Source organism: Paenibacillus sp. N3/727, assembly GCF_022637315.1.
In the GTDB taxonomy this organism is placed as follows: Bacteria; Bacillota; Bacilli; order Paenibacillales; family Paenibacillaceae; genus Paenibacillus_AQ; species Paenibacillus_AQ uliginis.
Map to the genome: position 1 here is coordinate 5,715,631 of NZ_CP093336.1, position 21,870 is coordinate 5,737,500.

At 47.0% G+C, this 21,870-nt stretch carries 20 protein-coding genes and 2 rRNA genes (1 of these 22 only partly in view); 4 read left to right on the plus strand and 18 right to left on the minus strand.

Features of this window, described 5'->3' with window-relative positions; all coding sequences use genetic code 11:
* Positions 1-122: 122 nt before the first annotated feature.
* From gltX to MNQ98_RS26825, 4 genes are all read right to left on the minus strand, one after another.
* On the minus strand, positions 123-1,586 hold the full coding sequence (gene gltX, locus MNQ98_RS26810) for a glutamate--tRNA ligase (RefSeq protein WP_241930899.1): 1,464 nt from the start codon (positions 1,584-1,586) through the stop codon (positions 123-125).
* Between the two features lie 36 nt (positions 1,587-1,622).
* Positions 1,623-2,111, minus strand: a complete 489-nt coding sequence (ispF, locus tag MNQ98_RS26815) for a 2-C-methyl-D-erythritol 2,4-cyclodiphosphate synthase (RefSeq protein WP_208917583.1) — start codon at positions 2,109-2,111, stop codon at positions 1,623-1,625.
* 99 nt (positions 2,112-2,210) lie between these two features.
* Positions 2,211-2,897, minus strand: a complete 687-nt coding sequence (gene ispD, locus MNQ98_RS26820) for a 2-C-methyl-D-erythritol 4-phosphate cytidylyltransferase (protein ID WP_241930900.1) — start codon at positions 2,895-2,897, stop codon at positions 2,211-2,213.
* A gap of 88 nt (positions 2,898-2,985) precedes the next feature.
* Positions 2,986-4,074 (minus strand): PIN/TRAM domain-containing protein, encoded by a 1,089-nt coding sequence (locus MNQ98_RS26825; RefSeq protein WP_241930901.1) that lies wholly within the window; start codon positions 4,072-4,074, stop codon positions 2,986-2,988.
* Positions 4,075-4,373: 299 nt separating this feature from the next.
* Between MNQ98_RS26825 and MNQ98_RS26830 the strand changes: the two genes are divergently transcribed.
* Positions 4,374-4,769: a nucleoside triphosphate pyrophosphohydrolase family protein gene (locus MNQ98_RS26830; protein WP_241930902.1), complete on the plus strand. Its 396-nt coding sequence runs from the start codon at positions 4,374-4,376 to the stop codon at positions 4,767-4,769.
* Between the two features lie 180 nt (positions 4,770-4,949).
* Here MNQ98_RS26830 and pssA read toward each other — a convergent pair whose 3' ends face one another.
* The 12 genes from pssA to MNQ98_RS26890 form a co-directional block, all read right to left on the minus strand.
* A complete protein-coding gene (gene pssA, locus MNQ98_RS26835) occupies positions 4,950-5,678 on the minus strand; it encodes a CDP-diacylglycerol--serine O-phosphatidyltransferase (RefSeq protein ID WP_241930903.1) in 729 nt (242 codons plus the stop codon).
* Between the two features lie 52 nt (positions 5,679-5,730).
* The gene (gene disA, locus MNQ98_RS26840) at positions 5,731-6,807 is read right to left on the minus strand and encodes a DNA integrity scanning diadenylate cyclase DisA (protein ID WP_241930904.1); all 1,077 of its coding nucleotides are present in this window, start codon (positions 6,805-6,807) and stop codon (positions 5,731-5,733) included.
* A 13-nt stretch (positions 6,808-6,820) separates the two neighbouring features.
* Positions 6,821-8,188, minus strand: coding sequence for a DNA repair protein RadA (gene radA, locus MNQ98_RS26845; protein WP_241930905.1), 1,368 nt, complete (start codon positions 8,186-8,188; stop codon positions 6,821-6,823).
* A 176-nt stretch (positions 8,189-8,364) separates the two neighbouring features.
* Positions 8,365-10,818: an ATP-dependent protease ATP-binding subunit ClpC gene (gene clpC, locus MNQ98_RS26850; RefSeq protein ID WP_241930906.1), complete on the minus strand. Its 2,454-nt coding sequence runs from the start codon at positions 10,816-10,818 to the stop codon at positions 8,365-8,367.
* Between the two features lie 157 nt (positions 10,819-10,975).
* Positions 10,976-12,046 carry a protein-arginine kinase McsB gene (gene mcsB / locus MNQ98_RS26855; protein ID WP_241930907.1) on the minus strand — a complete coding sequence of 357 codons (1,071 nt, stop codon included), beginning with the start codon at positions 12,044-12,046 and terminating at the stop codon, positions 10,976-10,978.
* 50 nt (positions 12,047-12,096) lie between these two features.
* Positions 12,097-12,615 carry a protein-arginine kinase activator protein McsA gene (gene mcsA / locus MNQ98_RS26860; protein ID WP_241930908.1) on the minus strand — a complete coding sequence of 173 codons (519 nt, stop codon included), beginning with the start codon at positions 12,613-12,615 and terminating at the stop codon, positions 12,097-12,099.
* Positions 12,616-12,642: 27 nt separating this feature from the next.
* Positions 12,643-13,104 carry a CtsR family transcriptional regulator gene (locus MNQ98_RS26865; protein ID WP_241930909.1) on the minus strand — a complete coding sequence of 154 codons (462 nt, stop codon included), beginning with the start codon at positions 13,102-13,104 and terminating at the stop codon, positions 12,643-12,645.
* Between the two features lie 298 nt (positions 13,105-13,402).
* Positions 13,403-14,146 carry a hypothetical protein gene (locus tag MNQ98_RS26870; RefSeq protein WP_241930910.1) on the minus strand — a complete coding sequence of 248 codons (744 nt, stop codon included), beginning with the start codon at positions 14,144-14,146 and terminating at the stop codon, positions 13,403-13,405.
* Positions 14,143-14,841 carry an ABC transporter ATP-binding protein gene (locus MNQ98_RS26875; RefSeq protein ID WP_241930911.1) on the minus strand — a complete coding sequence of 233 codons (699 nt, stop codon included), beginning with the start codon at positions 14,839-14,841 and terminating at the stop codon, positions 14,143-14,145. The genes MNQ98_RS26870 and MNQ98_RS26875 overlap by 4 nt, the downstream gene beginning before the upstream one ends.
* Before the next feature lie 14 nt (positions 14,842-14,855).
* The gene (locus MNQ98_RS26880) at positions 14,856-15,236 is read right to left on the minus strand and encodes a GntR family transcriptional regulator (protein WP_241930912.1); all 381 of its coding nucleotides are present in this window, start codon (positions 15,234-15,236) and stop codon (positions 14,856-14,858) included.
* 54 nt (positions 15,237-15,290) lie between these two features.
* Positions 15,291-16,052, minus strand: coding sequence for an ABC transporter permease (locus tag MNQ98_RS26885; RefSeq protein WP_241930913.1), 762 nt, complete (start codon positions 16,050-16,052; stop codon positions 15,291-15,293).
* The gene (locus MNQ98_RS26890) at positions 16,045-16,992 is read right to left on the minus strand and encodes an ABC transporter ATP-binding protein (RefSeq protein ID WP_241930914.1); all 948 of its coding nucleotides are present in this window, start codon (positions 16,990-16,992) and stop codon (positions 16,045-16,047) included. The genes MNQ98_RS26885 and MNQ98_RS26890 overlap by 8 nt, the downstream gene beginning before the upstream one ends.
* Positions 16,993-17,252: 260 nt before the next feature.
* Here MNQ98_RS26890 and MNQ98_RS26895 point away from each other — a divergent pair, with 260 nt between their 5' ends.
* The 3 genes from MNQ98_RS26895 to MNQ98_RS26905 all read left to right on the plus strand — a co-directional run bounded on the left by MNQ98_RS26895 (position 17,253) and on the right by MNQ98_RS26905 (position 19,268).
* Positions 17,253-17,576 carry a metalloregulator ArsR/SmtB family transcription factor gene (locus MNQ98_RS26895; RefSeq protein WP_241930915.1) on the plus strand — a complete coding sequence of 108 codons (324 nt, stop codon included), beginning with the start codon at positions 17,253-17,255 and terminating at the stop codon, positions 17,574-17,576.
* Positions 17,577-18,299, plus strand: coding sequence for an SRPBCC domain-containing protein (locus MNQ98_RS26900; protein ID WP_241930916.1), 723 nt, complete (start codon positions 17,577-17,579; stop codon positions 18,297-18,299).
* A gap of 150 nt (positions 18,300-18,449) precedes the next feature.
* Positions 18,450-19,268, plus strand: coding sequence for a DUF4362 domain-containing protein (locus MNQ98_RS26905; protein WP_241930917.1), 819 nt, complete (start codon positions 18,450-18,452; stop codon positions 19,266-19,268).
* A 63-nt stretch (positions 19,269-19,331) separates the two neighbouring features.
* On the opposite strand, the gene rrf is transcribed toward MNQ98_RS26905, so the two are convergent.
* Together rrf and MNQ98_RS26915 are read right to left on the minus strand one after the other, a co-directional pair.
* Positions 19,332-19,448 (minus strand): 5S ribosomal RNA (gene rrf / locus MNQ98_RS26910).
* A 94-nt stretch (positions 19,449-19,542) separates the two neighbouring features.
* Positions 19,543-21,870, minus strand: a 23S ribosomal RNA gene (locus MNQ98_RS26915) (it continues 599 nt past the right edge of the window).

Here is a 21,870-nt window from a genome sequence, read left to right on the forward strand (position 1 = left end):
GGATGATGTCGATCTTTACGCGTACTTCTCCTGATCTAAGCTTTTCGATTTGCACTTTCTTATATATTACCCAAAAGACCGTGCGCTGACAAGAAGATATACATCCATGTTCAGGAAATGTTTTAGACTCCCTTGATCTGAGAACGCAAACGGTCAAGCACCTTGTCTTTGCCAAGCAACCATATCGTCTGATTCAGATCACGGCCGTGCATCTGACCTGTCAGAGCCACACGGATCGGCATAAAGAGCGCTTTGCCTTTAAAGCCGGTTTCCTTTTGCACTTCTTTGATTAGGGCTGCAATTTTAGCTGCTGTGAATTCCTCAGACTGTTCCAGCTTCGCTAGGAAGGCTGAAAGCACAGTTGGAACTTGTTCTTCAGCAAGAATCAAGATACCTTCCTGATCCAGCTCCAGATGAGTACGGAAAAACATTTCAGACAGATCAACAATTTCAGAAGCAGAGGTCATTTGTTCCTGATAGAGAGCAACGAGCGCTCTAGCCCAGTCTTCCTGCTCCGGCGTTAATTCAGCAGGCAGGCGTGAAGCGCGCTGCAGATTCGGAATGGCCAGGTCTGCAATCTGGTTTGGATCGGCCTTCTTAATATATGAGTTGTTCAAGTAAGCCAGTTTGTTCGTATCGAACACCGCAGGGCTCTTCGAAAGACGGTTCGCATCAAAGATATCAATCAGCTGCTCTTTCGAGAAAATTTCTTCCTCTCCTTCCGGAGACCAACCGAGCAGAGCGATGAAATTAAACATAGCTTCTGGCAGATAACCGAGCTGATCATACTGCTCAATGAACTGGATAATCGATTCATCACGCTTGCTCAGCTTCTTGTGATTCTCGCCTACGATCAATGTCATATGGCCGAATCTAGGCGGCTCCATACCGAGCGCTTCATAAATCATGAGCTGGCGAGGCGTATTGGAGATGTGATCCTCCCCCCGTAACACATGGGTAATCTTCATCAGATTATCGTCGATCGCAACCGCAAAGTTGTATGTCGGGATACCGTCTTTTTTCACAATGACAAAGTCACCAGTTTCTTTGGTGTTGAAAGAAATCGTGCCTTTGACCATATCATCAAATGTATATACTTTATCTTCCGGAACACGGAAGCGAATACTCGCAACCCGTCCTTCCGCTTCAAACGCGTGGCACTGCTCGTCCGTCAAATCACGGTGTTTGCCTGAATAACGAGGGGTTTCCCCGCGTGCGGTCTGTTCCTCCCGCTCCTTCTCCAGCTCTTCCTCGGTGCAGTAGCACCGGTAAGCAAGCCCACGATCCAACAGATCCTGCCAAAACTTGCGGTAAATGTCCAGTCGTTCCGTCTGACGATAAGGACCGTACTCGCCCCCCACATCGATGCTTTCATCCCAATCCATACCCAGCCACTTCAAATATTTAAGCTGGCTTTCCTCTCCGCCAGCCACGTTACGCTTCACGTCCGTATCTTCAATACGGATTATAAATTTACCATTGTGCTTGCGTGCGTATAAATAATTAAATAATGCCGTTCTGGCATTGCCAATATGTAAATGTCCCGTTGGACTCGGTGCGTAGCGCACACGGACTTCTTCGGTCATTTCTAACCCCTCCGTTCGCTTCTTTCAAAGATTCTTTCAAGATGATAGCATACCTTGAACAAGGCACACAATAGATTGTGCGGCGATCCCTTCGCCCCGTCCTGTAAAGCCAAGCTGCTCTGTCGTTGTTGCCTTAACGTTAACCTGCGCTTCATCCGCTTCAAGCGCCTTGGCGATAACTTTTGTCATCTCCGGTATATATGGCGCCATCTTCGGCTTTTGCGCAATAATCGTGCTATCCACATTCCCGAGCCGATAGCCTTTTTCTTTCGCCATTTCCCATACTTGTTCCAATAGCTTCAGACTGTCAGCGTCTTTGAAAGCCGGGTCATTATCCGGAAAGTGACGCCCAATATCACCAAGACCTAAAGCACCCAGAACAGCATCTGTGATTGCATGCAGCAGTACGTCAGCATCAGAATGCCCTACCAAACCTTTTTCATACGGAATGGTCACGCCACCGATAATGCACGGTCTTCCTTCCACGAGCTGATGCACATCAAATCCCTGACCTACTCGAATCAACTACATCTCCCCCTTGTTTTTCTCAAAGTAGAAACAGCTTTGCCGTCCTTAAAGACGGCGGCCGTTTCTGTGAGAAATATAAAAAAGTAAAGTCAACACTTATACTTTCTTATATTTTAAAAAAGTAGCGTACTCCAAATCTTCCGGCGTTGTAATCTTGATGTTCGTATATTTCCCTTCCGCCACAGCAACCGGCAAGCCTGCTCTCTCCAGCAGCATCGCATCATCTGTTCCGGAAAAACCGTTCTGCTGAGCTGACTCATGTGCAGCTAGCAGGTCAGAAAGACGAAAAGCCTGTGGGGTCTGAACAGCCCACAGACTATGACGTTCAGGCGTTGCTGTAATCAGCCCCTGTACGTTCACTTGTTTAATCGTATCCTTCACAGGTACACCAAGAACAGCAGCACCTTCGCGAAGAGCCGTTTCGCGGCAAGAATGAATCTCATCGTGGGTAACAAACGGTCTGACACCATCATGTATCATTACCCATTCTGTATTCATTTGCTTGATCCCTTGGTAAACCGATTCCTGCCGTTCACTGCCACCTGAGATTACAGCCGACACCTTGTCCAGCCCGTATTCCTTCACCCACGCCTCACAGCGGGCAACATCATCCCGGCCCGTAACAAGCACGATCTCCTGCAACCACGGCAGTTGGTTGAATATGTCCATTGTATGCACCACAATCGGTCTGCCGCCAATTTGCAAAAACTGCTTGCTCTCACGGGTTCCCATTCGCGAACCTTTACCCGCTGCCACGATGACAGCACCGAAGCTCGTATTCATGCCAAAACCCCTGTCTTTACCCGGCTCCTGGTGACATTCCCCCATGCCGGGAACGGATATGTACAGTACACACTCCATCATACCCCGTTTACTGGGCTTTTTCCAACAGTTTCGGTTTCGCAAAGATCATCCGTCCAGCGGATGTCTGCAGCACGCTAGTCACCAGTACTTCCATCATCGAACCGATATATTCGCGTCCGCCTTCTACAACGATCATCGTTCCATCATCCAGATAAGCTACGCCCTGGCCATGTTCCTTGCCGTCCTTAATGATCTGTACCAAAATTTCCTCTCCAGGCAACACGACAGGCTTAACCGCATTGGCCAGATCATTGATGTTAAGAACCGATACACCTTGTAGTTCGCACACTTTGTTCAGATTGAAATCATTCGTAACCACTTTACCCTGAAGCACTTTAGCCAATTTAACCAGCTTGCTGTCCACCTCGGATATTTCATCGAAATCTCCTTCATAGATGAGAACCTTCACATCCAGCTCTTTCTGGATTTTATTTAAAATATCCAGGCCCCTCCGGCCGCGGTTACGTTTTAGCAAGTCCGAAGAATCCGCAATGTGTTGTAGTTCCTCAAGTACGAACTCCGGTATGACGATCGTTCCCTCAATAAATCCTGTTTTGCAAATATCAGCGATTCGGCCGTCAATGATCACACTGGTGTCCAAAATCTTATGTTCCTCTATTCGCCGTTCTTCAGGCTCAGCAGCTTGACTCCATCTTCCTGACATCCAAAGTGAAGCAAGCTCCTCCTTTTTCTCCAGACCAATCCGCAGGCCGACATATCCCCCGAGCATAGTAATGCCCACCTGTAGCAGACGTCCCCCTTGACCAAGCCAGGTAAGACTTGGAGATAACAACAGCGACAATAGTAAACCACCGAGCAGACCCGCGGTACCAGCAGCAAGATCCTTCATTGGTATCCGAGAAAAGGATGCAATCATCGACTGAATTCTGCCATCGAACCGGTCTGCAACAAGTACTCCAATCATCCCGAATAGCAGTCCTCCGAGCAGTGCAAATACACCACTTCCTCCGGCGAACAGTCCTTGACTGAAGACCAAGGAAAATTCAGGGAACGACCGTTCCACCATATGATATAACGTATACCCGCACCATGCTCCGCACAGTACCGTAAATGCTAAGATAGCTTTTTTTAACATGAGTTCGGCGCACCTCCTTTTTCATGATTCATTGTATATTTTCCAGTATGGTCCAATTTTCCGAGCTATAATCGTACTTAAAGTGTTTTTTCTTAAATTATAGCCAATGAGAATAAATTTCTAAGGTTTAGAAATAAAGGGAACCTTTCCGGCAGAGGCTGTGTTAAGCTGTAAACACAAGGGAAATAGAACCATTCCTTCCTTTCCTGTGTGTTGAAATCGGTTGAAATTCCCTGAACGGCTGGAATATAATGAACACAATTCAATTCATAATATCGATATCGAGGTGGATGATTATAATGAGTGCTCCTAGTTTACAGGCTTTTCAGGACCAAGTTTCGGAATTGTTGCTCCGTCACCGCAGTCTTTTGGATGTACTGTCCAAGAATGGTCAAAGCAATGCGTCAGTCAATCGGGCTGTTACCAAAGCTATTACTGAATGCGGTTGCATCGAACTTCACGCCACGAAGCAAACCTTCGATATGGGTGCTAATCTCGAACAGGCCAAAGAACTCGCGGGTACTCACGTTGACGGCCATCTGTGCGAAAATTGCCGGGAAGCTATTAGTTCCGAACTCGGCCGTAACCTGTTCTATATGTCTGCTATGGCCAATTTATTGAACATTCAGTTGGATGAAGTCGTTGTTAAGGAATCCCAAAAATGCTCAACACTCGGTTTGTTTAACCTGTCGTAGGATTCACGTTTGGCTCCGCCCTATAAAAATAAAAAAGCATTTATATCGCTGCCACAGGACAGTGAAATAAATGCTTTTTATTATGCAATCTTATAAAAGAGCGGCCTATTCCGGGCCGCTCTTATTTCGAACTGAAACGGCTCAGCACTGAAGAGTGCAGCTGTTTCACAGGGTTGTCTATTAACGGTCCGAGGAATGATAAGCCTCATCTGAATTTCGGTCTTCTTGACGTTTCTTACGGCTCAGCTTGCGAAAATTCTGTTTTAAACCGTATCCCGCATAAAGCAACAGCGGCACGAAGATCAGCTTGGAGGTTTGTTCTGGAAAAAATACGGCTACCATTACTGCAGCGATGATCACTAAAGGAGTGAACTTAATCGCTTTCTTCGGCAAGCCAATTTTTTTAAAGTTCGGATACTTGACACTGCTGATCATGAGATAAGAAAGCAATAGCATGGCAATGATCATATAAGGTGCTGTAATCTCTTCATGAAACAGTGCAAGAGTAGCCAGTACTCCGCCCGCTGCCGGAATCGGCAAACCGATGAAATGTCCCGGGATACCGGGACGAACGTTAAAGCGAGCCAGGCGAAGTGCACCGCACATCGGGAAAATAGCTGTAACCGTCCACGCAAAAGCATCGTTGATACCTGTAAGAGCAACGGTGTACATAATGAGCGCAGGTGCCACGCCGAATGAGATTACATCGGACAAAGAGTCCAGTTCCTTACCGAATTCACTCTGCGCATTCAGCGCGCGTGCAACGCGGCCATCCAATCCGTCGAGAAGCATGGCAATGATTATCATAATAGCGGCCATACTTGTATTTCCTGTAGTCGCCAAGATAATGCCAATCATTCCGAGAAACAGGTTACCTAAAGTAAACATGTTCGGAATTGACTTCGTCATTTGTATATTCACCTCGTTAAATTTTACATCACATTCATCGATTGTATGAGTTTTACATTTGTCTGTCAATAAATACTTGTTCTTGCAGTCTTTTTAAGCCGTCCTTAATTGTACGCGCACGCACTTCGCCGATCCCGTCCACTTCATCCAGTTCATCAATGGTAGCAGACATAATGCTCGGTAAATCTTCAAACCGATCCACCAGATTGCGGATAATTACATTAGGCAGACGAGGGATCTTGTTCAGAATGCGGTAACCGCGCGGCAGAATTTCCTCCTCAGAGGACGCTGCAGCGGATGGATATCCAAGAATTCGAACGATGTGATGCATATCAAGAAGCTCATCATCCGTTAAACGTTTCAGCGACATGATAATTTCCCGGATTTTATCCTCGCTGTATTCACGGGCATAATCGGCGTACAGCAGCCAGGCCTCTTCCTCAATATTGCTGACCAGCTCATCCATTTGCATACTGATTAAACGTCCTTCATTGCCCAGTTCATTGATGTAACGCTTGATTTCCTTCTTGATACGGAGTACCATTTCAACCCTCTGGATAACATTCACAACCTCAGGGATGGTAACCAGTTCCTCGAATTCCGAAGCCGAAAGATTCGTTAAGGACTGGTTCAACACCACTCTGTATCTTTCCAACGTTTGAATGGCCTGATTAGCCTTTGTCAAAATGACGCCGATTTCCTTCAGCGCGTAACGTATCGACCCTTGATACAACGTGATAATGTTTCTGCGCTGGGAAATGGAAACCACCAACTTACCGGTCTGTTTTGCTACCCGCTCCGCCGTTCGGTGACGAATCCCCGTTTCTGTTGAGGATATTGAGGAGTCCGGAATAAGCTGAGTATTCGCATATAAGATCCGTTTAAGGTCCTCACTCAAAATAATGGCCCCATCCATCTTCGCCAGTTCATACAAATAGTTAGGCGAGAAATCACAATTGATGGAAAAACCGCCATCGACGACCTCCATTACCTCCGGACTATAGCCGACGACAAGCAACGCACCGGTCTTTGCCCTTAGCACATTCTCAAGCCCGTCGCGAAACGCTGTTCCTGGCGCCACCAGTTTCAGCAGATCATTCATTTTGTCCAGTTGGCTCGTTTCTTTCACCTTAGTATGCCCCCTAATCTAACGCAACCGCTAGTGCATCTGCCACGGTATTGACTCCAATAATTTGTATGCCTTTCGGATGCTTCCAGCCCTTCAAGCTCTTCTCAGGCATAAGTACTCTTTTGAATCCAAGCTTTTCTGCCTCTTTTACCCGCTGCTCCGCTCGGGAAACGGCACGGACTTCACCGGTCAGCCCTACCTCGCCGAATATGACATCATATGGCTTCGTTGGCATATCCCGAAAGCTCGATGCGATGCTGACTGCAATAGCCAAATCTACCGCTGGTTCATCCAGCTTAACCCCACCGGCGACATTCAGATAGGCGTCCTGATTTTGCAGGAACATGCCCATACGTTTCTCAAGTACAGCAATAATCAAATTCATCCGGTGATGATCCACCCCTGTACCCATTCTTCGCGGTGAAGGAAAATGGGTTGACGAGATGAGCGCCTGAAGTTCCACCAGTACCGGACGAGTGCCCTCCATACTCGCAACAACGGTTGATCCGGCAACACCGAGCGGCCGTTCTGACAAAAATAGTTCGGATGGATTGCCCACCTCACGCAATCCTTCTTCACCCATCTCAAAAATTCCGATCTCGTTCGTGGAACCAAAGCGGTTCTTTACCGCGCGAAGAAGACGATACGTGTGATGCCGTTCTCCTTCAAAATACAATACACAATCCACCATATGCTCAAGCAATCGTGGACCCGCGATCGCACCTTCCTTGGTCACATGACCAACGAGAACAGTAGCAATTCCTTTTACCTTAGCCAGACGCATGAACCTTGCTGTGCATTCCCGAACTTGAGCAACGCTACCGGGTGCACTTGACACTTCCGGCTGGTACACGGTCTGAATGGAGTCGATGACAACGAATTGAGGCTGCACGTTCTCAATCGCTTCCTCAATGGTATCCAGATTCGTCTCGCACAGAACAAAAAGTTCCGGTGACAGCGCTCCAAGACGGTCAGCTCGAAGTTTCGTCTGGCGCACCGATTCCTCTCCGGAAATGTACAACACCCGAAGTCCGTTTCGCGCCAGCTGATTGGATGTTTGGAGCAGCAGAGTAGATTTCCCGATTCCCGGATCGCCGCCTACAAGCACAAGTGAACCCGGGACGAGACCGCCGCCGAGTACACGGTTCAGCTCTACAATCCCGGTCTCGATCCGGGGTTCCTTACCGCTTTCTATATTTATGATCGATACGGGCTTTTCTTTACTATGAAAAAGGGGAGAATTCATCCCCTGTGTCTTGATGACTGTCTCTGTTTCTTCCACCATCGAATTCCAGGCCTGACAACCCGGGCATTTACCGTACCATTTCGGCGATTCATAGCCGCAGTCGGTGCAGTAAAATTTTGTTTTTGTTTTTGCCATAGCCTCTCCTTTATGATATGCATCATCTGCCTATATTCGTCAAAACTTTGCAAAATCAGGCATTACTCAAAGTTTACCATTTATTATAATTCATCGTAAAGAACATTCAGAAAGTTTACTATAAAAAAGAGATCCCGCCGGCAGCATACCAGCGGGGCCTCCTATAGACTACCCTGTTATTCAAATTTCGTTATAGCGGATTGTGTGCTCGTCTTCGTGACGCTTAGCTCACCATTCTCTTCATCAATAACCAGTTCGTCACCCTTCGCGACATTTCCTTTCAGAAGCTCCTCAGACAAACGGTCTTCGATATGCTTCTGAATAGCTCTGCGCAGCGGCCTTGCACCAAATGCAGGGTCATACCCTTCCTTCGCCAGGAAAGCTTTCGCTTTATCTGTCAATTCGAATTCCACTTCGAATTCACGCAGACGCTTGCGAAGCTCATCGGACATCAGCGTCACAATTTCAGCGATGTGCTTCTCTTCGAGCGAATGGAATACGATGATTTCATCGATACGGTTGAGGAATTCAGGACGGAAGCTCTTTTTCAGCTCATCCATCACTTTATCCTTCATGTTGTTGTAGTCTCTACCTGCATCACTTACAGCTGTAAACCCAAGCGTAGAGTTGCGCTTAATCGCTTCAGCACCCACATTCGATGTGAGAATGATCAGTGTGTTGCGGAAGTCGACAACACGGCCTTTAGAGTCAGTCAGACGTCCGTCTTCCAGTACTTGAAGAAGAATGTTGAATACTTCCGGGTGGGCCTTCTCAATCTCATCGAGAAGGACAACGGAGTATGGCTTGCGGCGAACCTTCTCTGTCAATTGGCCGCCCTCTTCATATCCGACATATCCCGGAGGCGCTCCAACGAGACGAGACGTCGAATGTTTCTCCATGTATTCCGACATATCGATCCGAACTACAGCATTCTCATCTCCGAACATGGCTTCTGCAAGTGCTCTGGCCAGCTCGGTTTTACCGACACCGGTAGGTCCGAGGAAAATAAACGAGCCCATCGGACGCTTCGGATCTTTCAATCCAGCACGTGCCCGGCGAACTGCTCGGCTAACAGCCTTAACCGCTTCTTCCTGACCGATGACACGGCCGTGCAACAACTGTTCCATATTGAGCAAGCGCTCAGTTTCTTCTTCTTTAAGTTTATTTACAGGAATACCCGTCCAGTTAGCTACCACATCTGCGATGTCCTCCGGAGTAACCTCCGAATCTGTACGTCCCTGCTTCTCTTTCCATTGGTTTTTCGTAATTTCAAGTTCTTCCCGGAGCTTCTGTTCAGTATCGCGGAGTGCAGCCGCTTTTTCAAACTCTTGGCTCTGAACGGCAGCGTCTTTCTCCTTACGAATATCCTCCAGATGCGACTCTTGATCCTTCAGATTCGGCGGAATCGTATACGTATGCAAGCGAACCTTGGATCCTGCTTCGTCGATCAGATCGATCGCTTTGTCCGGCAGGAAGCGGTCTGTAATGTAACGGTCAGACAATTTAACCGCTTGTTCGATAGCTTCATCCGTAATCTTCACCCGGTGATGGGCTTCATAACGGTCACGTAATCCATAAAGAATTTGAATAGCTTCTTCCGGAGAAGGCTGATCCACAGTAATCGGTTGGAAACGGCGCTCGAGTGCAGCATCCTTTTCGATATACTTACGATACTCATCCAATGTTGTAGCTCCGATACACTGCAGCTCACCACGTGCAAGGGATGGCTTCAAGATGTTGGAGGCATCAATGGCACCTTCAGCTCCACCAGCCCCGATCAAGGTATGCAGCTCATCAATAAAGAGGATGATGTTGCCGGCCTGACGGATTTCGTCCATGATTTTCTTCAAGCGATCTTCAAATTCACCGCGGTACTTCGTACCTGCGACAACGGAGCCCATATCAAGGGTCATTACCCGCTTGTCGCGGAGCGTTTCCGGAATTTCGTTGTTAATAATCTTTTGGGCGAGACCTTCCGCAATTGCGGTTTTACCTACCCCAGGCTCACCAATCAGAACCGGGTTGTTTTTTGTACGGCGGCTAAGCACCTGAATGACACGCTCGATCTCTTTACTACGGCCGATTACCGGGTCCAGATTGCCTTCTTTGGCAATGGCCGTAAGGTCACGTGCGAGGCTATCAAGCGTTGGCGTATTCACATTTTGCGGCTGTCCGTGATGACTCGAAACGGCTTCGCTACTGCCAAGTAGCTGAAGCACTTGCTGGCGGGCCTTGTTCAGGCTTATGCCAAGATTGTTAAGTACTCGGGCTGCCACACCTTCGCCTTCGCGAATCAAACCGAGCAGGATATGTTCTGTGCCTACATAGGTGTGTCCCAGCTTGCGGGCTTCATCCATTGAAAGCTCAATTACCTTCTTGGCTCTCGGTGTATATGCAATATTCGTCGGCTGCTCTTGACCGCGGCCAATCAATGTTTCTACTTCGTCTTGTATCTTCTCAAGCCCCAGGCCGAGACCAATCAACGCTTTAGCGGCAATGCCGTCTCCTTCACGGATGAGTCCCAGCAGGATATGTTCTGTGCCTATGTTGTTGTGCCCCAAACGCACGGCCTCTTCCTGAGCCAATGCAAGCACTTTTTGCGCACGTTCCGTAAATCTGCCAAACATCATAGTATTGCACCTCCACGAATGATTGTTTAATAACTCCGAATGATGCAAAATGAAGCCGCTCAAATGTGCAATATATAGATGAGATCAATCGTCCTAACCTATATATCGTTGATTTTAAACCGCTTTTTGGATTTTTGCAAAATTCCCATTTGTAGCATTATTGTTGTCCATTACCAAGGGTTTCCCGAATCAGTTTTGCCCGGTAAACATCACGTTCTCCCGGCTTCATCAAATCACCAAATCTTTTTTGCAGAAAACCAGGCTGAGTCATAACATTAAGCTCATTCATCACTGAGCTCGGCGGTCCTTGCAAAAGTCCCAAATCAACCCCAAGCCTAACGTCGGACAGGCGCTGTGCCGCTTCCTTCGATTCCATAACAGCTGCATAGGATAGTATTCCGTATGAGCGCATCACGCGATCAGTAATCCGCAGCTTTGATTCACTCAGCAGCCGTCCACGGGCGTTCTTCTCATGTTCTATGATTTGAAGTGCAACACTGTGCAAATTATCAATAATTTCGGACTCGGTCTGCCCCAGCGTAATCTGGTTGGAAATCTGAAATAAATTTCCTACAGCCTCACTGCCTTCACCATACATGCCTCGGACCGTAAGCCCTACCTGTGACACGGCTGACAAAATACGATTAATCTGCTGTGTCATGACGAGCGCAGGCAAGTGCATCATGACTGATGCCCGGAGCCCTGTTCCGACATTCGTCGGGCAACTCGTAAGATACCCGCTTTTGTCATCAAAGGCATAGTCGACCTGATCTTCAAATAAGTCATCTAAAGCTGTAGCTCTATCCCAAGCTTCGCGGACCTGAAATCCAGGATACAGACACTGAATCCGTAGATGGTCCTCTTCATTGATCATGACGCTTACCGATTCGTCCTCGGTAAGTATGACCGCTCCGTTCCGGGATTCATTCGCCAGAGCCGGGCTGATCAAATGTTTCTCAACGAGTACTTTCTTATCCAGTTCCTCCATGTCATCCAAAATAATGGTATGAAAGGATCCTAATTCCTTCAATTCTTCCTGATCTTTCAATACACCAGTCAGGCGCTCAAGCACTTCTGCCGACTGCTGGTTGGTCGCAAGCAGCGGAAAAGGAAGATGCTGCAGATTTCGCGCCACCCGAACCCGGGTGCTGATGACTATATCAGAATCCTGACCGTTACCGCGCATCCATTCGCTCAGCGCCTGTTCGGTGAACCGGAGATTCGACATCACGCATTCCTCCTATATCAAATGCAACTTAAGTTTCAACCATCCTAGCTTTAAACGATACTCTTTTCCAGCTCGCGGATCTGGTCGCGTATTTCAGCAGCAAGCTCGAACTCCTCTTGAAGAATCCGGTACTGCAATTCTTTCTTAAGCTCATCAATTTTGCGTTTTACCTGGATCTTGCCACCGCTCCGTTTCGGAATCTTGCCCACATGTGTTGTATTTCCGTGAACCCGTTTAAAGAGCGGATCCAGCCGATCCGAGAAATGTTTGTAGCAAGAGCTACAGCCAAACCGACCGAGCTTGCTGAACTGTGAATAGGTCATGCCGCATTCCTCGCAACGTGGGGCTTGCTGTCCCCTTGAGCCTGAAGCTTGACCTTTTCCTGTAGGATCCAGATCGAGCAGTCCTGACAAAAGGCTGTGAATAGAGAAGCCATTCGACGTCCCAGGGATCATCTCCCCTTTTTCACGGGCACAAGATTCACAAAAGTGAAATTCCGTCTTCTCTCCGCTCACAATCTTGGTGAAATGGAGCGTCGCCGGCCGTTTACCGCATTCTTGACACACCATATTCATGACCCTCCTTATAACACAGACTCATTTACCCAACAAAGAAACAAGCATCGCCTTCATGATCCTTGCACGAAGCTCATCGCGGTAAGGAAGCTTGACGTTTAGACACTCCCTTGAGATAGCTGCCCGCATGAGACAGGCTTCACGCTTCGTCAAAAACCGCGACTCCTCAAGCTGGTAAATCAGCCCTTCCGCTACCGTCTGATCAATAAGGTTACCAATTGAATGATGCAGATGGTGATGAAGTGCTGTATGCTTTGGAAGCTCAATACGCTGAATACGTATGTAACCGCCGCCCCCGCGCTTGCTTTCCACCAGATACCCCTTCTCTAACGTGAAGCGGGTGCTGATCACATAATTGATCTGGGAAGGCACACATGAGAATTTGTCCGCGAGATCGTTGCGCTGGATTTCAACCGTGCCCTCCGTACTGTCTTGCAATATACCCTTCAAATACTGCTCGATAATATCAGAGATATTACGCATGTTCATTCATCCTCCACTGCTTGAAACGCTAAGCCGTATTGATCTTACACGTCCGCACAGAGCCTTGCCTATACGTTAATTTTAACCATTTTGGAACTCGTTTGAATCGACTGTTGCTGACTTTGACTTTCTTTGACTTTGAATTTATTATAGCACATTTTTTCATTTTGCCAAGAGGTCTCTTATTTCAGTCTAACCGTTAAAAAGTGATTATATTCCGTTCGACTACTCTTAAATCCATAACTAAAAAAGACCCCGCATATCATCCTGCGAGGTCTTGCGTACGATTATTGTGTCTTTATGCTTCTACTTTACGGTCGATCAAGTAAACCATAGCATATATGAAACCTGCGGCGAGCAGCATCTCAAATACAAAAGGTCCTAAAGGTATCTCAATGAACTCATTATTAATCGTAGCCATACTACCCTGCCCTACACTGAATGAGAATCCCTGACCGACCCAGCCATTGTCGAAGGCGAAAATTTTATATTCCAGCCATTCTATCGCAGTTTGGATGACAAAAAAGAACATGATACCAATCCACAGGCTCCCTTTCTTACCTATAGCCCGGGCAACTGAAATCGATAAAAAGATAACCAGCATTACAAACGTGAATTTCCAAATACCGGCTATTGCGGCCACGACATAGTCTAATACGACGAAACTCGGCCAATTTATAGCATAATTGAGCCCTTCTATCTTCCAGAGTATCGTCATGTGCAGGATAACCAAAACCATAAGGATCAGCATACTAATCCATGACTGTATTAGCGACGACACTATACTCCAAATGGAACGGACCGGCAGCAGACGACGGTTGTACACCTTAATGTTCTGATCAAATGTTCGACATACCATTACAAGCAGGATAGAGCTCACCACTCCGTATGCAAGCATACTTAAAGCCAGCATAAGCGCGAATTCCCATCCACGCATTGAACCTACCGACGTAATTAATGTCTGAACGATCAGAAGAATGGTCATCAGACCAAGAACCGAGCTCGCGTTACGCTTCCAGTCGTATTTCAGCAATCTCATCATTCTGCAAACACCTCTTTAAACATTTCATCTACACTTTTTCCGTGCTGAAGACGAATATTTTCCACTTCTTCATGCATGACGATCTCACCATTGCGAATAAAGACCACCTCATCAAAAATGCGTTCAATGTCTCTAACCAGATGTGTCGAAATGATGATACTGCTGTCCTCATTATAAAATTCCACAATCGCATTGAGAATTTTGCCGCGCGCCACCGGATCGACGCCTCCGATCGGTTCATCCAGTAAATACACATATGCATTACGTGAAAGAGATAGTGTCAGCTGCAGCCGCTCATTCATCCCTTTAGATAACGAACTGATTTTGTCATTCAAATTTAGGTTCATGAATTCCAACATATTGTGAGCTTTCTCAACATCAAAGTCAGCATAAAAATCTTTGAAAAAGCTGATCGCATCGGATACTTTCATCCATGATTCCGTAAGCGGACGATCCGGCATAAAGGAGACCATCGCTTTTGTCGAAAGTCCCACAGGGGTACCTTTGATGGTGACGGACCCTGCTGAGGGCTGAACAAGACTTGCCGCAATTTTCATCATTGTACTCTTGCCACTGCCGTTTGTCCCGAGCAAACCAATGATTTTGCCCTCAGATAGGTTCAGCGAAACATTATGCAGTGCAATTTTACCGCCGTAGTTCTTAGACACATCTTTAAACTGTATCAAGTGCTCCATCCTAGATCCCCCTCCTATTTGGACTCCTTGCTGTCGTCGTTAACGGCCTCAGCTACGATAGCCATGATGTCTTGATCTTTAAAGCCAAGCTCCTGCATACCTCGGATAAAATGCTCCAGCAGTTCACCGGCCATTTCCTTTTTTATCGTCATGATCTTGGATCCCTCACTCGTCACGTATCTTCCCAAGCCGCGCCGCGTCTCAACAATGCCTTCACGTTCCAGTTCTTGAAAGGTACGCTGCACCGTATTGGGGTTAATCTGAAGGTCTGCTGCCAGCTCCCGAACGGATGGGATTTTATCACCAGGCTGCAGGCTTCCTCTTACGATTTCTCTCTTTAAATAATTCATGATTTGTAAATAGATCGGCAGGTTATTGTCGAATTCAATAGTCACGTTCAGTTTTGCTCCTTTCCGCCGCTCTCCTCTATAAGTTAGTTCCTAGATTCTTCAAGCGACATCCCGTTTTTTAAACGTAACAAAGCCTGTGACAAGAAACAAGAGGAGATATACAGCCAGCACGATGGCAGAGAACGTCAGGGACATGCCGGGAATCGGCGAACCTGGGCCACCGTTGTAAATCGAGAGATCAACATTAAAGAACGGAAGGTACTTTGCCCAAGAATAGCTTGCCAGCAATTGGGTAACCAAGCTTTCGACGACAACCATGAACATCCCGATCCCAATCGCAGGTCCTGTTGATTTCGTTAAAATACCTACGGCAAACGTAAATGTAACATACATCAAAGTGTAGACTAGGCTGTACACTGCAGCTAAGAGCACGTCCTGCAGGTTCGCAGAGCCTTCACCCATACCGAACATTGCCGTTCCAGTCGCGAGCCCGACGGCAAGCGCAAATGCAATCAGTGACATAATGTACAACACAATGACAGCATATTTCGAGGCTAAAATCTTGCTGCGGCTCTGTGCACGGATCAGTAGCAGTTTGATCGTGCCGAAGCTGTGTTCCTTGGCAACAGATCCGGCTGTTACAACGATGGCAAGCATCGCTAAAATTTGACCCATTCCTTTGGAGGCTACGACCATTTTAGCATATTCAAATCCTGTGCCTTTATCGCCGCCCGCATATGAATTTATCATGTAAGCCACAAACAAAATCATGGCTGCCACTAAAATATACGGTACAAAAAAACTTTTCTTTTTAAACATTTTCAACCATTCATTTGTGACGAGATTTCCAAAGCTACGCAATGCGGTTGCCCCCTGTCCATTTCAAAAATTCTTCTTCTAATGATTGTTTCATCTCTTCAATCCGGTAAATGGCCACTCCGGCATCCCCCAGAATCTTGATCAGCTGTGGTATCATTTCATCTTTCATCTGGAGCCCGACTTCGTTTCGTTCCGGCTGAACGCCAATCACTTTAACTTCATGCAGCGTGTGTATAGCTTCCAGCACTTGCTGTGTATCGTTGACACGGAAAGTCACCGAAACCAGATCATTCTGTGGCTCACTGCCTATTGGACGCTCAGTCACGAGCTTCCCTTCCTGGATCACGATAACTCTACTACACATTAACTCCATCTCAGACAGCAGATGACTTGAGACCAGAACTGCAATGCCCTCTTCTCTCGCGATCAGCTTCAGGTAATCACGCATTTCCCGGATACCTGCAGGGTCCAGCCCATTCGTTGGCTCATCCAGAATTAAAATGGACGGCTCATGGAGAAGCGCTTGAGCAATACCGAGTCTTTGTCTCATTCCCAGGGAATAAGCGCGGACTTTCTTGTGAATAGCGTCCTGTAGTCCAACCAGCTTGATGACCTCGTTAATTCTTGATTCATTAATTCCTTCAGACATTCGCTGATACTGCTTCAGATTGTCGTATCCACTCATATACGGATAAAATTCCGGATTTTCAATAATCCCGCCAATATGGCGTATCGCTTTTACAAACTGGTTTCGAATACTATGTCCTCGTACAATAACGTCACCCTGGGACATCTTAATCAATCCGACAATCATTCGGATTGTAGTCGTCTTTCCAGCTCCGTTCGGTCCAAGAAGACCTACAACTTCACCTTGGTGTATATCAAAAGACAATCCGTCTACGATGTTCTTATTGCCATATGTCTTTGTGATTTTCTCTGCACTCAGTACAACCGAACTTGGTTTATTTATGGATGCGTTCATCGTTCCACTTCCTTTGTGTTAGTGTTATAGTTAAATAGTACACTAGGTTAGTGGTTGTGTAAAGGGCAATCTGCTGATTATTTTTTTGAGATATGAAACTGGCTGAAAAATCTAGTGATCGGATAGCTTGAGAATGTTGATGTAACAAGGATTTTTAGGTGTTTGTCGTCACATTTTGGCGAAAACAGATTGCAACAACTTGAGTATTTACATTCCACATGTTGGAATATATACTTCATCATATAACCAGAAGGTTATGAATGGAGGGTATGAAATTGACTGATATTTATCGAGCTGTTTCGGATCCCGTCCGAAGACGGATTTTAAAAATGGTTGCTCATCAGGAGAAAACACAGAGTGAAATTGTGAAGGAGTTTATTATTTCGCAGCCGGCGGTGAAGAAACACTTGGCTATTTTATTGGAGGAAGAGTTGATTTTAGAGCGAAGGGAAGGCAAGTACTGTTATTACCGATTGAACACACCGGTTTTTAAGCATCAATACCAGCGATTGCAGCATGAACTTGGTCTTATTTTGGAAAACAAATTGAACAATCTGAAACATTATTTAGAGGAGGATATGTAGATGGAAACCACATTTACAACGTTGAAACGGGAGATTGTCATTCGTACTGCCCCTGAGCGTGTATGGAAGGCGCTTACGGTACCAGAGGAACGAAACCGCTGGGAAACAAGAAGCTGCTTAATTGAGCTTAAAGTTGGTGGAGCTATCGAGCTTGATTATGGATGGGGAGTCTCGTACAGAGGAACGATTACCGAGCTTGTCGAACCATGCAGAATGGTAATCGCAGACGATGAGAACGAACTTACGATCTGGACACTTGAACCTCATGCAGAGGGAACTCTTGTCGGTATTGAATATAGCGGCCTATGGTCTGGTGATCTTGGGATCATGTTGATGGAGAACATGGCCTATGGTACTTACCGGTTTATGACAAATATGAAGAGTGTTCTGGAAAGCAGTCAAGATATTCGTTCAACCTTTTGGAAAAGCTGGATTGGAGTAAATCATATTTCTTATGAGGGTAGCCAAACAAAGGGGGTTAAAGTGGTTCAGGTTATTGAAGGTACACCAGCTGAAGGCGTTCTTCAAGCAGGTGATATTATTACCCATCTAAACATGACGGGTGTTCAGAGCTATGATGAACTGGAAGAGAAGATTACAAGTATGGAGCCTCTTGAAGTATTGAAAATTCAGTATCTGAGAAGCGGTGCAGTCGAGGTTGCTCAGCTAGTGACTGTACCTTTTGGACAGAGACAAGAGCAAGTCCAACCTTCTGCAGAATAAAATAGCTTAAAAGCCATGGCTGCTAAAAGAAAAGCACCCATGGCTTTTTTATGGAGTATCATCCTTAACAGCGAATTGTAACATTTATCCTGAAACGTACGTCATTAACGGTAAGAGCTCAGTAACTGTTTATGAAAGGAGGCTTTGAGATTGAGGAAGCTATGGATCCATGTAGCAGCACTTTTGTTTATACTGCTTCTCACCCTGATATCTGGCTGTACGGATCCACAAGTTGATGAGGAGAACGATGTAATTAGCAACCACGGAATGACCGTGACGAATCTTGACAGGCTGGATGCTTTTTTGAAGGAATCAAAAGGTACTCAGCGTGTCGTTCATTACACCACCGAGGGTGACCCCCTCTTTTATGTCTTAAAACATAAAGATAATCAGATCGAGATGCAATATGACACAACTCAAGATAAGTTCGGAACACCCAAAGTATATAAATACACTTGTGACAAACTCAATAAAGTAGAGACCGATACTTTGTTAGAGTACACGCTAACAGGTTGTAGCGGTAATAGAAAGGAAATTCAGGTTCTCCAGGTATCTTTTGATGTAGAGAAACAGAATACTTTTGAATTTGTTTTAAAGTACGGGGTAGGTTTAAGAAATGAGATCAATACATTGGATCAAGTATTAGTTAAGGACCTTCAAAACGGAGAAACCGCTGTGGTATCTGATTTTCAATTCAAACCGGAAGAGCGTCAAAAAATTTACAAGACGATGGTTCTCGCCAATTACCTAGAGAAGAAACAATTATCGACCTCCTGCAATCGGAAACCACATGAGAAATATGATCTTACGGTTTATATTAACAACCGGGATCTTCATTATGAATGGTCTGAATGTGACAAGACAGAAGATGCTCAGCAGATGAAGGCACTGATTAATAAAATCATCGACATCGTGAAAGCAAAAGATGTTTACAAGCAGCTTCCTGCGGTTAAGGGGTATTACGAATGATAGGAACAACAATTATGAATTAGAAAAAACCGTTGTTGATTACTCAACAACGGTTTTCTTTGTGCTTGGCGACGTCCTACTCTCCCGGGACCCTTCGGTCCAAGTACCATCGGCGCTGGAAGGCTTAACGGTCGTGTTCGGGATGGGTACGCGTGGAACCCTTCCGCTATCGCCACCAAACGGATCAAGTGTTTGATCACTTGAAAACTAGATACGAAACATCATTTGCGAATCATGCATATGCTTCCGAAGTAGCTTTACTTCGTAAAGCTTTTAGGATAAGCCCTCGACCGATTAGTATTGGTCAGCTCCATGCATTGCTGCACTTCCACCTCCAACCTATCTACCTCGTCGTCTTCAAGGGGTCTTACTAATTGGGAAATCTCATCTTGAGGGGGGCTTCACGCTTAGATGCTTTCAGCGCTTATCCCTTCCGTACGTAGCTACCCAGCCATGCTCCTGGCGGAACAACTGGTGCACCAGCGGTACGTCCATCCCGGTCCTCTCGTACTAAGGACAGCTCCTCTCAAATTTCCTACGCCCACGACAGATAGGGACCGAACTGTCTCACGACGTTCTGAACCCAGCTCGCGTACCGCTTTAATGGGCGAACAGCCCAACCCTTGGGACCTACTTCAGCCCCAGGATGCGATGAGCCGACATCGAGGTGCCAAACCTCCCCGTCGATGTGGACTCTTGGGGGAGATAAGCCTGTTATCCCCAGGGTAGCTTTTATCCGTTGAGCGATGGCCCTTCCATGCGGTACCACCGGATCACTAAGCCCGACTTTCGTCCCTGCTCGACTTGTAGGTCTCGCAGTCAAGCTCCCTTATGCCTTTGCACTCTTCGAATGATTTCCAACCATTCTGAGGGAACCTTGGGGCGCCTCCGTTACTCTTTAGGAGGCGACCGCCCCAGTCAAACTGCCCACCAGACACTGTCCCCGCACCGGTTTACGGTACTAGGTTAGAACCTAGATACGATCAGGGTGGTATCCCAACGGCGCCTCCACAGAAGCTTGCGCTCCTGTTTCTTAGGCTCCCACCTATCCTGTACAGATCGTACCCAAATCCAATATCAAGCTGCAGTAAAGCTCCATGGGGTCTTTCCGTCTTGTCGCGGGTAACCTGCATCTTCACAGGTATTAAAATTTCACCGGATCTCTCGTTGAGACAGCGCCCAAATCGTTACGCCATTCGTGCGGGTCAGAATTTACCTGACAAGGAATTTCGCTACCTTAGGACCGTTATAGTTACGGCCGCCGTTTACTGGGGCTTCGGTTCATAGCTTCGGATTGCTCCTAACCACTCCCCTTAACCTTCCAGCACCGGGCAGGCGTCAGCCCGTATACTTCGCCTTACGGCTTCGCACAGACCTGTGTTTTTGTTAAACAGTCGCTTGGGCCTTTTCACTGCGGCCCCCTCGTGCTATTCACACTACCGGGGCACCCCTTCTCCCGAAGTTACGGGGTCATTTTGCCGAGTTCCTTAACGAGAGTTCTTCCGCGCGCCTTAGAATTCTCTTCTCGCCTACCTGTGTCGGTTTGCGGTACGGGCACCTTCACCTGACTAGAGGCTTTTCTTGGCAGTGTGAGATCATGACCTTCGCTACTATAATTTTCACTCCCCATCACAGCCTAGCCTTAACGATGTGCGGATTTGCCTACACATCAGCCTCACTGCTTGGACGGACATCCATCAGTCCGCGTCACTACCCTCCTGCGTCACCCCATCGTTCATAACGGTTTACGGTGGTACAGGAATTTCAACCTGTTGTCCTTCGATTACGCCTTTCGGCCTCACCTTAGGTCCCGACTTACCCTGAGCGGACGAACCTTCCTCAGGAAACCTTGGGCTTTCGGCGGATCAGATTCTCACTGATCTTTTCGTTACTCATACCGGCATTCTCACTTGTATGCTGTCCAGCGCTCCTTACGGTACACCTTCAACCTACATACAACGCTCCCCTACCCCTGATGCAAAGCATCAAGCCATAGCTTCGGTGGTGTGTTTAGCCCCGTTACATTTTCGGCGCAGAGTCACTCGACCAGTGAGCTATTACGCACTCTTTAAATGGTGGCTGCTTCTAAGCCAACATCCTGGTTGTCTGTGCAACTCCACATCCTTTCCCACTTAACACACACTTGGGGACCTTAGCTGATGGTCTGGGCTGTTTCCCTCTTGACAATGGATCTTAGCACTCACTGTCTGACTCCCGGATATAAGTCTATGGCATTCGGAGTTTGACTGAGCTTGGTAACCCTTGCGGGCCCCGCACCCAATCAGTGCTCTACCTCCACGACTCTTCATTCCGAGGCTAGCCCTAAAGCTATTTCGGGGAGAACCAGCTATCTCCGAGTTCGATTGGAATTTCTCCGCTACCCCCACCTCATCCCCGCATTTTTCAACATACGTGGGTTCGGGCCTCCAGTGCGTGTTACCGCACCTTCACCCTGGACAGGGGTAGATCACACGGTTTCGGGTCTACGTCCACATACTTAAGCGCCCTATTCAGACTCGCTTTCGCTACGGCTACAGCTTCTCGCCTTAACCTTGCATGGGAACGTAACTCGCCGGTTCATTCTACAAAAGGCACGCCATCA

What these genes read in the sequence shown, in the direction of transcription:
- gltX (WP_241930899.1), bottom strand. Translation starts at nt 1,586, where the DNA reads ATGACCGAAGAAGTCCGTGTGCGCTACGCACCGAGTCCAACGGGACAT.
- ispD (WP_241930900.1), bottom strand. Translation starts at nt 2,897, where the DNA reads ATGAATACGAGCTTCGGTGCTGTCATCGTGGCAGCGGGTAAAGGTTCG.
- MNQ98_RS26825 (WP_241930901.1), bottom strand. Translation starts at nt 4,074, where the DNA reads ATGTTAAAAAAAGCTATCTTAGCATTTACGGTACTGTGCGGAGCATGG.
- MNQ98_RS26830 (WP_241930902.1), top strand. Translation starts at nt 4,374, where the DNA reads ATGAGTGCTCCTAGTTTACAGGCTTTTCAGGACCAAGTTTCGGAATTG.
- pssA (WP_241930903.1), bottom strand. Translation starts at nt 5,678, where the DNA reads ATGACGAAGTCAATTCCGAACATGTTTACTTTAGGTAACCTGTTTCTC.
- radA (WP_241930905.1), bottom strand. Translation starts at nt 8,188, where the DNA reads ATGGCAAAAACAAAAACAAAATTTTACTGCACCGACTGCGGCTATGAA.
- clpC (WP_241930906.1), bottom strand. Translation starts at nt 10,818, where the DNA reads ATGATGTTTGGCAGATTTACGGAACGTGCGCAAAAAGTGCTTGCATTG.
- mcsB (WP_241930907.1), bottom strand. Translation starts at nt 12,046, where the DNA reads ATGTCGAATCTCCGGTTCACCGAACAGGCGCTGAGCGAATGGATGCGC.
- mcsA (WP_241930908.1), bottom strand. Translation starts at nt 12,615, where the DNA reads ATGGTGTGTCAAGAATGCGGTAAACGGCCGGCGACGCTCCATTTCACC.
- MNQ98_RS26865 (WP_241930909.1), bottom strand. Translation starts at nt 13,104, where the DNA reads ATGCGTAATATCTCTGATATTATCGAGCAGTATTTGAAGGGTATATTG.
- MNQ98_RS26870 (WP_241930910.1), bottom strand. Translation starts at nt 14,146, where the DNA reads ATGATGAGATTGCTGAAATACGACTGGAAGCGTAACGCGAGCTCGGTT.
- MNQ98_RS26875 (WP_241930911.1), bottom strand. Translation starts at nt 14,841, where the DNA reads ATGGAGCACTTGATACAGTTTAAAGATGTGTCTAAGAACTACGGCGGT.
- MNQ98_RS26890 (WP_241930914.1), bottom strand. Translation starts at nt 16,992, where the DNA reads ATGAACGCATCCATAAATAAACCAAGTTCGGTTGTACTGAGTGCAGAG.
- MNQ98_RS26895 (WP_241930915.1), top strand. Translation starts at nt 17,253, where the DNA reads ATGGAGGGTATGAAATTGACTGATATTTATCGAGCTGTTTCGGATCCC.
- MNQ98_RS26900 (WP_241930916.1), top strand. Translation starts at nt 17,577, where the DNA reads ATGGAAACCACATTTACAACGTTGAAACGGGAGATTGTCATTCGTACT.